This is a genomic window from Pseudomonas sp. Pseu.R1 (assembly GCF_045764065.1).
Classification (GTDB): domain Bacteria; phylum Pseudomonadota; class Gammaproteobacteria; order Pseudomonadales; family Pseudomonadaceae; genus Aquipseudomonas.
On sequence record NZ_JBJGEE020000001.1, the window covers coordinates 181,734 to 194,381 of the forward strand.

At 61.2% G+C, this 12,648-nt stretch carries 10 protein-coding genes and 3 pseudogenes; 1 reads left to right on the forward strand and 12 read right to left on the reverse strand.

What is annotated here, in order from left to right; translation table 11 throughout:
• Window positions 1–155 precede the first annotated feature (155 nt).
• The 11 genes and pseudogenes from ACI5GA_RS00805 to ACI5GA_RS00855 all read right to left on the reverse strand — a co-directional run bounded on the left by ACI5GA_RS00805 (window position 156) and on the right by ACI5GA_RS00855 (window position 10,680).
• Window positions 156–1,238: a protein-glutamate methylesterase/protein-glutamine glutaminase gene (locus ACI5GA_RS00805; RefSeq protein WP_404638001.1), complete on the reverse strand. Its 1,083-nt coding sequence runs from the start codon at window positions 1,236–1,238 to the stop codon at window positions 156–158.
• Entirely contained in the window at window positions 1,231–1,734 is a 504-nt protein-coding gene (gene cheD / locus ACI5GA_RS00810) for a chemoreceptor glutamine deamidase CheD (protein ID WP_421421164.1), read from the reverse strand. The genes ACI5GA_RS00805 and cheD overlap by 8 nt, the downstream gene beginning before the upstream one ends.
• On the reverse strand, window positions 1,731–2,540 hold the full coding sequence (locus ACI5GA_RS00815) for a CheR family methyltransferase (RefSeq protein WP_421421165.1): 810 nt from the start codon (window positions 2,538–2,540) through the stop codon (window positions 1,731–1,733). Before ACI5GA_RS00815 ends, cheD begins: the two co-directional genes overlap by 4 nt.
• Before the next feature lie 9 nt (window positions 2,541–2,549).
• Window positions 2,550–3,089, reverse strand: a complete 540-nt coding sequence (locus ACI5GA_RS00820) for a chemotaxis protein CheW (RefSeq protein WP_421421166.1) — start codon at window positions 3,087–3,089, stop codon at window positions 2,550–2,552.
• A 33-nt stretch (window positions 3,090–3,122) separates the two neighbouring features.
• The gene (locus tag ACI5GA_RS00825) at window positions 3,123–4,775 is read right to left on the reverse strand and encodes a methyl-accepting chemotaxis protein (RefSeq protein WP_108238892.1); all 1,653 of its coding nucleotides are present in this window, start codon (window positions 4,773–4,775) and stop codon (window positions 3,123–3,125) included.
• A 27-nt stretch (window positions 4,776–4,802) separates the two neighbouring features.
• Window positions 4,803–6,002: pseudogene (locus tag ACI5GA_RS00830) on the reverse strand (chemotaxis protein CheA); the annotation flags it as partial.
• 125 nt (window positions 6,003–6,127) lie between these two features.
• Window positions 6,128–6,839, reverse strand: a pseudogene (locus tag ACI5GA_RS00835) (Hpt domain-containing protein); the annotation flags it as partial.
• A gap of 40 nt (window positions 6,840–6,879) precedes the next feature.
• Complete coding sequence (locus ACI5GA_RS00840; protein WP_421421168.1) at window positions 6,880–7,167, reverse strand: STAS domain-containing protein; 288 nt, start codon at window positions 7,165–7,167, stop codon at window positions 6,880–6,882.
• Between the two features lie 23 nt (window positions 7,168–7,190).
• Window positions 7,191–7,559: a response regulator gene (locus tag ACI5GA_RS00845; protein WP_108238895.1), complete on the reverse strand. Its 369-nt coding sequence runs from the start codon at window positions 7,557–7,559 to the stop codon at window positions 7,191–7,193.
• Window positions 7,560–7,568: 9 nt separating this feature from the next.
• A pseudogene (locus ACI5GA_RS00850) lies at window positions 7,569–8,513 on the reverse strand (methyl-accepting chemotaxis protein); the annotation flags it as partial.
• Between the two features lie 421 nt (window positions 8,514–8,934).
• The gene (locus tag ACI5GA_RS00855) at window positions 8,935–10,680 is read right to left on the reverse strand and encodes an AvrE-family type 3 secretion system effector (RefSeq protein WP_421421170.1); all 1,746 of its coding nucleotides are present in this window, start codon (window positions 10,678–10,680) and stop codon (window positions 8,935–8,937) included.
• A gap of 29 nt (window positions 10,681–10,709) precedes the next feature.
• On the opposite strand from ACI5GA_RS00855, the gene ACI5GA_RS00860 reads away from it, so the two are divergent.
• Window positions 10,710–11,330, forward strand: a complete 621-nt coding sequence (locus tag ACI5GA_RS00860; RefSeq protein ID WP_421421172.1) for a tyrosine-type recombinase/integrase — start codon at window positions 10,710–10,712, stop codon at window positions 11,328–11,330.
• Between the two features lie 438 nt (window positions 11,331–11,768).
• On the opposite strand, the gene ACI5GA_RS00865 is transcribed toward ACI5GA_RS00860, so the two are convergent.
• Window positions 11,769–12,638, reverse strand: a complete 870-nt coding sequence (locus tag ACI5GA_RS00865) for an NAD(P)-binding domain-containing protein (protein ID WP_421421174.1) — start codon at window positions 12,636–12,638, stop codon at window positions 11,769–11,771.
• Between the last annotated feature and the right edge of the window lie 10 nt (window positions 12,639–12,648).

Consider the following 12,648-nt stretch of genomic DNA (forward strand, 5'->3'; position numbering starts at 1 on the left):
GACAGGCATTGGTTCGCCTCGGTGGAGGATCGTGCAATCATCCCGGACAACCGTGCTACTGGCTTATCGATAGGGCATCGTGTCAGGACGTGATGGGGCCGCGCTTTGCGATGACCTGCCCCACTGGCCCATCCAAAGGCGCAGTGGGCGTCACTTCATTTGTGCAGGATTGCCTGATGAATCGCGTCCAGCGGCAGAATGCGCTGCGCGGCGTTGAGTTTGATGGCTTCCTTGGGCATGCCGAACACCACACAGCTCGCTTCGTCCTGCGCCACGGTGGAGGCACCGGCGTCGAGCATTTCTTTCAGCCCTCGCGCGCCGTCGTCGCCCATGCCCGTCATGATGATGCCGGTGGCATTCTTGCCGGCCGATTTGGCCACCGAGCGAAACAGCACGTCCACCGAAGGCCGGTGACGATTGACCAGCGGACCGTCGATCACCTGCGCGTGATAGAAGGCCCCGCTGCGCGTGACCATAAGGTGCTTGCCGCCTGGCGCGATCAGGGCCAGCCCCGGATGGATGCGGTCGCTGTTCCGCGCTTCGCGGACTTCCAATTGGCAGATGCTGTTGAGGCGGTCGGCAAACGAGGCGGTGAATTTCTCCGGCATGTGTTGCACGATGACGATGCCGGGGCAGACCCGCGGTAAGGCCGTCAGAACGGCCTCCAGTGCTTGGGTGCCACCGGTCGAGGTGCCGATGGCGACGAGGCGTTCGGTGGTCTGTGCCATGGCTTGGCCATTGGCAGCCGGGAGGATTGCATCGGCCGTGAGCTTCCCGGGCGGCGCCATCGGTGACGCGGCGCGGACGCTGCGCCTGCCCAGGTTGCTGACGTTGGAAAGGGCTGCGGCGCGGATCGCGGCGACCAGCTCGTTCGCTGATTCGAGCAAGAAATTTTTCAGACCGGTTTCCGGTTTCGCGATCACTTCGACCGCGCCAGCCGCCAGCGCTTGCAGGGAGGTTTCCGCCCCCTTCTGCGTCAGCGACGAGCAGATCAGCACCGGGGTGGGCCGCTCGCTCATGATTTTCTTCAGGAAGGTGATGCCGTCCATGCGCGGCATTTCCACATCCAGCACGATCACATCCGGCCATTCCCGCGCCAGTTTGTCCATGGCGAAAATCGGGTCGGAGGCGGCCCCCATCACATGGATATCCGGCGTGTCATTGAGGATCGCCAGCATCACCTGACGCACCACGGCTGAGTCATCGACCAATAGCACGCTGATTTTTCTGTTAGGCATTGTCTCGGAGTATTCCCATTGGTTTGTGCCGCACCCAAACGTTGCCGTTCCACAGGTCGAACATGATCGTGCGGTAGCCCGTACTGCCCAGGTCCTGGGCGATGAGCTTCAAATGATGGTGCTCGGCAAGGGCCAGCGCCGCCCGCACATTCTGACGGGCGACATCCTGCAGGGGGAGCGTGGGCGGCTGCCCGGGAAACATTTCGCCGCCGCCGAACAGCTTGACCTGATAATCCTCAGCCCGCGTACCGTTGGCGCGGGCATGACGCAACAGCACTTCCAGCGCTTCATCGGCATAACGGCCATCGAGGGGTTGAGCATGGCACGCACGCGCCGGCAGCATGAAGTGACACATGCCACCGATGTGCCGCTGTGGGTGCCAGAAGGTAATGGCCACACATGAGCCTAGCAAGGTACGCAGGCGAGTTGGCTGGGTGGCGAAGCTCACGTCGCCAGGTGCCAGGATCACTTCGGCCGCGCCGACAGGCTTCTTCATGGCTTGCGGTAAATGGACGGCGCCACCAGCTTCAACGTGTCGTTCACGCCGTTGAGGCTTTCGGAGTGGCTGATGATCAAGTAGCCGCCCGCTTTCAGCAGCGGCAGCAGGCGTGCGACGACCTGACTTTTGGTGTGCGGGTCGAAATAGATCATCACGTTGCGCAGGAAAATCACGTCGAACTCGCCCAGATTGGGCAACGCTTCATTGAGGTTGACCTGAATGAAACTCACCCGGTTACGCAGGCTGCGTTCGATCAGGAACGTGCCCGCCTGGCGGCCAATCCCCTTCAGGCAGTATCGGGTCAGCAGCGACTGCGGCAGGTTGCCGATTCGCTCCATGCGGTAATGACCAGTGCGCGCCTTGGCCAGTACTTGGGTGCTGATGTCCGAGCCGATCACTTCCCATGGCGTGGTGCCCAGCGCCTCGGCCAGGGTCATCGCCAGGCTGTAGGGTTCCTCGCCGGACGAACTGGCCGCACTCCAGATGCGGAACACTTTGCCGGGGGCCGCACCGGGCAGTACGTGCTGGCGCAGAAACTCGAAGTGCTTCGGCTCACGGAAGAAATAGGTTTCGTTGGTCGTCAGCAGATCGAGCGCCACCTGCAACTCGTCCTTACGCTGATCGGTCATGATCAGCTTGAAATAATCGCCATAGCTTTTCAGTTCATAGTGTTTGAGGCGCTTGAACAACCGGCCGGCGACCAGCGATTTTTTGGCCGGCGACAGGTTGATCCCCGCAGCCCGGTGCAACCAGGCCTGGAACTGGCTGAACTCACGGTCATCGAGCGATGCGTTGTGTGGCATGGCTCGACCCTAGCGTGGATTGAAATCGAGAGCAGGCGTTTGAGCGGCTTCCGCGAGACTGGACATCTCGTCGAGGGAGAGCACCTTGTCCACCTCCAGCACGATCACGAACTTGCCATCGACCTTCGCCATCCCACCAATGAAATCGGCACGAATACGTGCGCCGAAGCTGGGCGGTGGCTCGATCTGCGCGTCCGGAATCTCTTGCACCGCCGAGACGGTATCGACCAGCAACCCGACATCCTGCGCCTGACTCGTTCCGGAGCCTGCCTCGAGGATGATCACGCAGGAGCGTCGAGTGATCGCTGAGTTCGCCCGGCCAAAGCGGGCCGACAGATCGATCACTGGCACCACCGCACCGCGCAGATTGATCACGCCGCGCACGAAGTCCGGCATCATCGGCACCACGGTCAGGCTGCCATACTCGATAATTTCCTTGATCCCGAGAATGCCGAGGGCGAACATTTCCCCCCCCAGCATGAAGGTCAGGTACTGCGCGCCTTCGTCTTCGCCAACCGCTGCATCACGCGTCGTCATCACTGCGCCCATTTCGTTCTCCTTGTGACCCGCTCGCGTCTGCGATCAGAAACGCGTGAATTCCGACTCGTCCAATGTACTTTCCATGGCGTAGGCCACGGCCTTGCGCGGCGGCTGCACCTTGCGCACGGGCTGACGCGGCATGCTTGCGGCACCGTCCTGCGGGCCGGCCGGCGCGGCGGCGCGAGGGCTGGAATCCAGGACGAAGAAGCTCATGGCCTGCTGCAATTGTTCCGCCTGACTGTTCATCTCTTCGGCCGTGGCCGCCAGTTCCTCGCTGCTGGACGCGTTTTGCTGGGTGACCTGATTGAGCTGGGTCATGGCGGTGTTGATCTGAGCGACGCCCGCGGCCTGCTCTTCCGAAGCCGCACTGATCTCCTGCACCAGATCGGACGTCTTGTTGATGGACGGGACCATTTCCCCCAGCAACTGACCGGCTTTTTCCGCCATGTCGACACTGCTGGACGACAGCTCGCCAATTTCCTGGGCCGCGACCTGGCTGCGCTCGGCCAGCTTGCGCACCTCAGCGGCAACAACGGCGAACCCTTTACCGTGCTCCCCGGCCCGAGCGGCTTCGATCGCCGCGTTCAGCGCCAACAGGTTGGTCTGGTAGGCAATGTCGTCAATGATGCTGATGCGCTGAGCGATTTTCTTCATCGCCACCACGGTCTGTTGAACCGACTCGCCGCCCTCGGTGGCTTCCTTGGCCGCCTTGCTGGCCATGCCATCGGTCACCTTCGCGTTCTCGGTGTTCTGATTGATGCTGGCGCTCATCTGCTCAATCGACGCACTCGTCTCCTCGACGCTGGCGGCCTGTTCACTGGTGGCTTGGCTCATCGATTGGGCCGTGGCGCTGACTTGCTCCGACGCGCTGGCCAGATTGTCGGCCGCGTTGCGGACTTCTCCGATGATATGCGTCAGCTTGCCGACCATGTTGCGCATGGCGTTGAGTACCATGCCGGTTTCATCTTTGGCACCCGGCTCGATGTGGGCGTTCAGGTTGCCTTCGGCCAGTTGTTCGGCCGCCCTCGCGGCTTGGCGCAGCGGACGAGAAACGATCCGTGCGATCAGCAGCGCCAGTGTCAGGCTGATCAGCAGCGCCACTACCAGCGCCACAACGATCGATAGCCGTGAGTTTTCGTAAAGCGCGGTGCCTTTGTCGCCGGCTGCGGTGCCGCCTGCGGCATTGAGTTCGACCATTTTCTGCAGACGGCTCGTCAGTTCGTCGTAGTGAGTCTTGGATTCCCCACTGAAGACCGTTCGCGCCTGGTCTGTCTGGTTCTGCCGGGACAGCTCGAACAACCGCTTGCTGGTCGCCTGGTAGGCACTCCATGCGCTGGTGACACTCGCCAGCAACTGACGGTCTTCGTCATTCGAGAGCAGTTGCTGGTAGGTGTTGACGCGGGTTTCGAACTGCTGCGCCGCGTCTGCCGCTTCGCGCTCGGCCTGGACCTTTTCATCGCTGCTGTCGGTGCCCAAATGCCGGTACTCTTGCAAGCGGTAGCTGGCGATGAAGAAACGCATGCCCGAGGCGGCACGCATCGACGGCATCCAGTTGCCCCTGATGTCCTGGGCAGCCTGATTGACGGCACCCAGTTGGAGGATGGCGTATCCCCCCATGGCGGCGGTCAGCACCAGGACCACCAGGAATGAGCCAACCAGCTTGGTTGAAATCTTGAGATCGTAAAACCATTTCATCGAGAATCTCCTTGTCTTGCAAACACGTCAGCGGGCAACGACCGACACCGGTAAAGGCGACGGGCTGGTGCGGGCTTCAAGTTGTACGATTTGATTGAGCAGCGCGGGTACATCGAGGATCAGCGCTACCGCTCCGCTGCCCAATATGGTCGAGCCGCTGATGCCGCGCAGTGCACCGAACAGCTTACCGAGTGGTTTGATCACGGTCTGGAATTCACCCAGCAGGTCATCGACGACCAGCCCGGCTTTGTGCTCGGCATAGCGCACCACCACCACGTTCTGGCGACGGGCCGGAGGGCCTTCGTGGCTGAAATGAGCGCGCAGGTCCACCAGCGGCAACACTTCGCCACGCAAGTCCAGATAACCCTGCTGGCGGCCGGATTCACGCTGGTGTTCATCCAGTTCAATGCATTCCTGGACCATGTCCAGCGGAATGACGTAGGTCGAGCGGTCGATACCGACCAAAAAGCCATTGATGATCGCCAGCGTCAGCGGCAGCCGGATGCGCACCAGCGTGCCTTGGCCCGGTTGGCTGTCGAGCTCGACGTTGCCGCGCAACAGGGTGATGTTGCGCTTGACCACGTCCATGCCGACGCCGCGGCCAGACAGGTTGGTCACGGCTTCGGCCGTGGAAAACCCCGGCTCGAAAATCAGGTTGTAGATCTCTTGATCGGTGAGCACTGCACCGCTGGCCACCAACCCTCGCGCCTGGGCTTTTTCCAGGATGCGGTCGCGGTTGAGACCTGCGCCGTCATCGGCGATTTCGATGACGATGCTGCCAGAGTCATGGTAGGCGTTGAGGCTGAGGTGGCCTTTGCTCGACTTGCCCGCAGCACGCCGTGCATCAGCACTTTCGATGCCGTGGTCCATGGCGTTGCGCAGCAGATGCATCAACGGGTCGCCGATCTTTTCGACGACCGTCTTGTCCAGTTCGGTTTCCGCTCCGCTGATGCTCAGCTCGATGTCCTTGCCCAATTCCTGGCTGACATCGCGCACCACGCGCCGGAAACGGTTGAAGGTGTCGCCGATCGGGATCATGCGCAGGTGCAGGGCACCGTCGAGTATTTCTTCGACGAGGGTCGACACCGTCGACGTCGCCTCTTGCAACGGGGCGTGATGACACGACCGCGCCAGCAGGTTGGCGCCGGCACTGGCAATGACCAGTTCACCGACCAGGTTGATCAGTTGGTCCAGCGTGTCGGCATTGACCCGCACGAAATTGCCATCTCGGCTGCTCGCGTCGCGGTTGGCCGGCGAGCGTTGCGCGAGCGCTGCGGAGGGACTTTCCTCGACCGGTCCAATCAGTGGGTGGTCGGCGCAGACGGTATCGGCCAAAGCGTCCTCGATGGCCACGATGCTGACCTCACAGTCGTCCCTCACGAAGTCGAAAACTTCATTGAGGCTGGTGTGGCTGGCTGCCGACCGCAGATCGATCTCGAAGCCCAGGTAGCAGCTTTCCGGGTCCCAGCTTTCCAGCGCGGGCAAGGTATCGGTCAGGGTCGTTACTTGAATCATCTCCCCCAGGGTGCCCAGGTAGCGCAGGAACGACAACGGGTCCATGCCGTTGCGGAAAACGTCCACCCCGAAGCGTAACGACAGGTGCCACAGCCGCGCTTCGCTGCTCGGCTCAGCCGCAACGGCCAGAACCTCTCGAACGGCCTCGTGGGTGGCCTGGTAGGCAAGCAGCGCCTGCCGCAGCGCCCCCTCGCGCTCAAGGGCTGCGGGGCTGAGCGCCTCACCTTTGGCGGCGACGGTATCGATCAACTCCAGCATGTGATCGCAGGACCTGAGCAGTACGGCGATCAGCGTGTCGTCCACCTCGACGCTGCCATCGCGCAAGCGGTCGAGCACGTCCTCGACGATATGCGTGAAACTGACCACAGGTTCCAGCCCGAACAGGCCGGCGGAGCCCTTGATGGTGTGTGCGGCGCGGAAAATCGCGCCGATGCTGTCCTGATCGCCCGGCTCGCTTTCCAATTGCAGCAGGGATTGCTCCATGACTTGCAACTGTTCGCGTGCTTCGACGATGAACGTCTGCAGTGCCTGATCGAGATTGATGCTCACCTTGACTTCCTTTGTCTGTCTCTGGTCGGTGGTCAAGCTGCTACAGCGCAGCACGGCCACACAGTTGCAGCGCCTGAGCGACTGCCTGGCTTTGCCCGGTCAGGCGGAGCGCCGTGCCCTCGTGGACGCTTTCACGGTGGATCACGGCCAGCCACTGCACACCGGCGCCATCGATTTCCGTGACCTGAGACAGGTCCAGCGCCAGGCTCGGGGCCGAGCCAACGTGGCGCAAGAGCGCTTCGGCGAGTTCGGCGACGGTGTAGATCGTCAACTCGCCTTCGATGGCCACCTGGATCGTGTCATCGACCAATTCGTGAGTGATCGGCATGGCTGCCTCCCTGGCGCAACGTGTTAGGGCAGAATGAGTTTGGAGACCGCCGCCAGCATCTGCGCCGGCTGAAACGGCTTGACGACCCAGGCTTTGGCGCCGGCCGCCTGGCCTTCGGCCTTCTTCGACTCCTGCGACTCGGTGGTCAACATAATGATGGGCGTGAACTTGTAGCTGGCCAGCTTCTTGACTTCCTTGACGAAGGTAATGCCGTCCATGTTCGGCATGTTCACGTCGCTGATGATCAGGTGCACCTTCTGACCGGTGAGTTTGCTCAGGGCATCCCGACCATCACAGGCCTCGATCACGTCGTAACCCGCGCTTTTCAAGGCAATACCGACCACTTGCCGAACGCTGCTGGAGTCGTCGACCACTAATACATTCTTCGCCATGGTGTGTTCCTAAAAGAAGGTGATGTCTTGAGTACTGGATTGCGTCGCGGCCTCACCGTGGTGAGTGCGTCGCTGTTCGTCGGTGGCGTAGGTGGCCTCCATTCGGGCGAGCCACTGGCGCGCATCGATGGCCACGGCCTGATCGGGCGACTGACTGGCCTGCACCAGATGCTCGTGCAGCGCGTGCATGTTGTCGCGCACGTGGCTGAGGATCTGGCTGACCCGGTCCTGGAATTGAAGGTTGACCAGCACCTCGGTCATTTCATCGCGAATGCCGTAGCTCTCCTGTTTGAGCAGATCGGCGGATTCAGCCAGGCTGGCGGTGATGGTCTGAAAGCGTTCGAGCACCGATTGGATGCTTTTCTCGGACGAGGCCACTGAGTGGCTGTCCTGGTCGGCGCTGCTGGAAGCGGCGTGGACCAATTGCGTGATCGCGGTATTGATGATGTCGACCTTGGCGGACATCTGCTGGCCGGTCTCGCTGGACTTGCTCGACAGGCTGCGCACCGCATCGGCGACGACCGCGAACCCTCGACCGGCCTCGCCCGCGCGCGCCGCTTCGATGGCCGCGTTCAGGGCCAGCAGGTTGGTTTGCGCGGCAATGGCAGCGACATCGGCGGCCATCGTCCGCAGCTCGCCCGTATAGGCTGTCAGGCCGCGGACCTGGGCCAGGGTCTGGTCACGGCTGGTCTGGCTGGCTTTGAGGGAATCGATCACCTGGCTCAGTTCGGTGTCGCTGGTGGCGAGCACCTTGAGCGCCCCTTCGGAGCCCTGCCCGTCCAGCTCACCGGCGGCTTGCTGCGAAGCCTGAACGGTGTCCTGCAAGCGCTCGGCGATGCCGGTGAACCGGCTGGTCAGACTGACGATCGCTTCTTCGGTCTGCTGGCGCGAACTTTCTACCTGCCGCGACCAGATGGGCATCGCGCCCAGCAATACCTCATCCAGCTGGGTGCGTGAGGCCGAGCCACTGTGCTGTGCATGCGAACCGGCCTGAGTCTGTCGCGCCTGTTCCATCGACTGGAGTACGGCTTTGTGCCTCGATGCGCTCAAGGCACAGGCGATCAGGCCGATGGCGATCAGAGCGGCAGACGCGATCCAGTTGGCGAGGGAAGTGGACTGCGCGAGGATCCACGCCACGGCGGGAACGACCGGAATGAATGCGACCCCGCTGAAGAAGCGCGGGTGATCGGAAAAGGCTGGACGGTCGTGTCGAGACGAGGTCATGGAGTTCGGTCCTTGAACGTTGTTGCAGACATAAAAGTGACATACAGGTTATCTGCCCACTGTGTCGCAACTTGAGACTCGTCTGTATACCTTCCGTCCGGTTCATGACCTGTCGAGGCGTGAGTGATCGCTCACGCCGCGGCCTGGTCCCTCATGTCGGTGTCCAGTTCTCACCCTTCTCGGCCATGACCCTGGCCGACGTGTCAGCGCTGCGCGCGCGTTCGCCTTTGAGCTTGAAGGACTTGGGTTCGAGCTGATCTTTGCCGTACTCGAAATTCACCTCGCCTTGCAGACGCTCCACACTCAACGAGCTACTGCTGCTGTAATTCACCCAAGGGGTGGGAAGCACGAAAGAGTCCTCCTTGGTGGCTGCCTTGAACACAGCGATGCTGCTGATGCGCAAGTTATTGCGGTCGGTGACCAGCCGCTTCAGTTGCGCATCGTCCAGGGTGCCATTGGCGGCAGCGGTTTCGATCTGTTCCTTGATGTCGTCGCGCAATTCCAGGATCACTTCAGCCCGCGTACCACTGCCCTTCTGCAAGGTGTCGAGCAGCGACTTGAGATGCGGATCCTTGGCCATCAGGCCCTGGATGATTTCCGCATTGCCTTGATGCCCCTCGCGGAAACACTGCGTCGCCCAGTCGACAGCGCGCTTGGTGTTGCTGGCCGAGCCGACGCGTCGAATGTTGTTGTGGGTGATCGTCATGTCCATCATCGTCATCAGTACGCCACCCTGTTTTGCCGCGGTGACCTGGCGCTGCATCTGGCGCAAGCTTTTCAGCTCCGCGTACTGACTGTCGTCCACTGTCGCGGCCTGCCCCCCATAGGCGGGGCTCAACGCAGTGAAGCGCGCCAAAGGGTCCGGTTTGTCTGCCTCGTCGGCCTTGGGAGGGGCTTCGATGTCGGGAAACGCTTTCTTGAGGCTTTTTTTCAGCGCATCCACTTCACTCTGCTGCGGCGGCAAGGCGGCCTTGAACCTGGAGTCAAAGGACTTCCCGGTCTTGGAATTGAGTACCAGGCTCGCACTGATACCCATCGGAATACCGCCTGAGATAAAGGCGCCGTCGGGCTGGGCGACAAAGGTCGTGTCGAACAGCCGCGCGTAACCATTGAGTTTCGTCTGCTCGAAGAAACGCGGGCGGTTATCGCTGCTGATGCGCGTGTTCAGGCCATCGTCGCCGCGCCCAGCCGTGCGTTGACGCTCGACGCCAAGCAGAGTTTGAGTGGCGACCAGACCGGCACCGAACCGCATGAAGCCCGAAACCGGCTTGGCTTTGGTCTGCCCGAGGCTGACGCGAAACTCTGCGGCGGCGGTGGTTTCGATGTCGAGGTTGTATTTCTGCCCGGTGCGCACTTCGTGCTCGACGCCGCGGTCGATCAGCGCCATGGGCCGCAGCCCTTCCTGGGTCGGGTTCTTGCTGCTGTTCAGTGGCGCGGAGGTGAGGTCGTGAATGAACGCGTCTACCTCGTTCTCGCGCACGAAAAAACTGAGCGCCTGGGTTTGAGTGAATTTGTTCTTGACGTCCAGTGAGCCACCGAAACGGCCACCCACTGTCATGTGCCGTTGATGGTCACTGGAAGAGCTGGACGTGTGCACCTCCGTGCTCCCTGGGACGTTGCCCGAATTGCCAGCGTCCTTTCCGGTCACCACGCCGCCCGCGATCATGGACGTGCCCACGGTGAGCGCTCCGTCACGACCGATCGACATCTTCAGCCCTCGGTCAAAGCGCGTAAGGGTCAAGGCATAGGTGCGCTCGGGATCGACGCTCACCCGAGGCCCCAGCACCGCAATACCCGCGTCGAAACCCAGGGTCGCCGCGCCGCCGCTGTAGACCCGGTTGATCCCAGCCTTTGTTCCGCTTTGGGTCGACTGCCGCCCTTCGTGCACAGGGGACATGCTAGACCTCCACCAACGGAGGTAACGACATGAGCGCAAAAACCACTTCCTCATATCAGCCTTGGAATAAAGGCAAACTGGTCGGTCAAAAAGCACCGCTCCGCATGCGGGATATCTGGGGCATCAGGATCAGGCTTGAGCTAGCGCAAAACGTGAGGGATCTAGCACTTTTCGATTTGGCAATCGACAGCAAGCTTCGTGCATGCGACCTGACAAAGCTACGCGTTCGTGATGTCGCGCACGGAAATCAAGTTGTAGCCAGGGCAATGGTGATGCAGCAAAAAACAAAACGGCCCTTACAGTTCGAGATCACTGCTCAAACGCGACTCGCCGTGGAGGAATGGGTGCAAGAGGCTCGACTTGGAAATGGGGATTTTCTGTTCCCAAGTCGGCTAAGAACTTCCGAACATCTATCCACACGCCAATACTCACGCATAGTGAAAGCTTGGGTAGCCTCCATCGGCCTCGACCCAGTCCCATATGGCACTCATACGATGCGTCGGACGAAGGCTTCATTGATCTATCGGAGGACGAAAAACATCAGAGCAGTACAGATACTTCTCGGTCACACCAAGCTGGAAAGCACTGTCAGATACCTTGGCATCGAAGTGGACGACGCGCTTGAAATGGCAGAGCAGACTGAAGTGTGAGCAGGCAATGGCGACGGGGTAGCCATCCCGTCGCTTTCGGCCAGAAGCGGACTTTGGACAGCTAGCCATTCGGCACCAAACACTGGCTTACGTGAACTCAAATCATTGAAGCGATCAGGATGGTGTCCAATTCCGTTGATCGAAACAGCGTCCATGCGAGACGATCTGAGCAACCACGCCAGCACACTCAAGATCGATCCGACTTCAACTCTGCGCGCGCGGTTTGGAGCCCTACGAACCATGCACTACTGCCCGGCATCAGCGGCCGAAAACTATCCGCTTTAGGTTGAAGCCGCCTATCTGGAGTGCCCACACTCCTAAACGATACGGACTTGATAGGTAAGATAGCGAAGTGGCTCGACCGATACGCCCAGCCACCATGGACCCTTCAATAGCAGGCTCCCATGCTTCTGAAGGTATTACAGACGCTATCCACGACTAACGGCTGATACCGTTCGCCTTGAACAGCCATTCGAATGCCTGCTCCAGCGTGGGCGCGGCAGCTTGCGGTGGGTTGGCGCTGGTTTGGTTGGCGGTGCGCTGGAACAGGTCCTTGACCCCGGGCAGCACTGACACCGGCATGTCGGCGGCACGCAGCTGGCGCTCGGCCTCTTCGACCTCCTTCAGACGACGGGGTGCATGGACGACGTGGGTGCGAATCAGGGCGCCGAGGAAGTCACGCAGGCTGGCCTGATCGATGTCGCTCAAGGCGTCGTGAAGCTTGTCGGTCACGCCCTGCTTTTCGGCGGCCATGAAGCATTCGATGGTCAGTGCTTCGAGACCTTTGGTGAACACGCTGCGCAGGATTTTCAACGCGGCTGCGTCTCCCGCTACGCCGTCTTCCACAGGCTTGAGCGGTGCGCCTGCCGAGGCGAACAACTCAATGGCCTGATCAAGCCCGACGCCTGCGCCGAGCAGGTTGGTTTTCTCGTGGGTCAGGGCAATGGCGCCGAGGATCGCGACGTCCACGTAGGCCACGCCCAGTTGCGCCGCGTGGGCCGCTGCGATACGGATCTGCGCCGGATCGGCGGTGGTCATGTCCACGAACAGAGCGTGTTTTTGCATGCCGGCGAGGGCCTGCTCGGCCACCGGCAGAGAGACTGTGCCAAAGACGCAGGACACGACCACGTCGCAGGCAGGCGCGATGTCGGCGATGGAGGTGAACACGTCGAACCCAAGTTCTGACGCAAATGCCTGGGCGCGGGGGGAGGGTTTCAAGTCGCACAGCACGATGTCATGCCCTGCCGCCAACCACGGCCGCGCATACGTCAGGCCGACTTCACCCGCTCCGATAATTCCGATTTTCATTGTTCTGGTT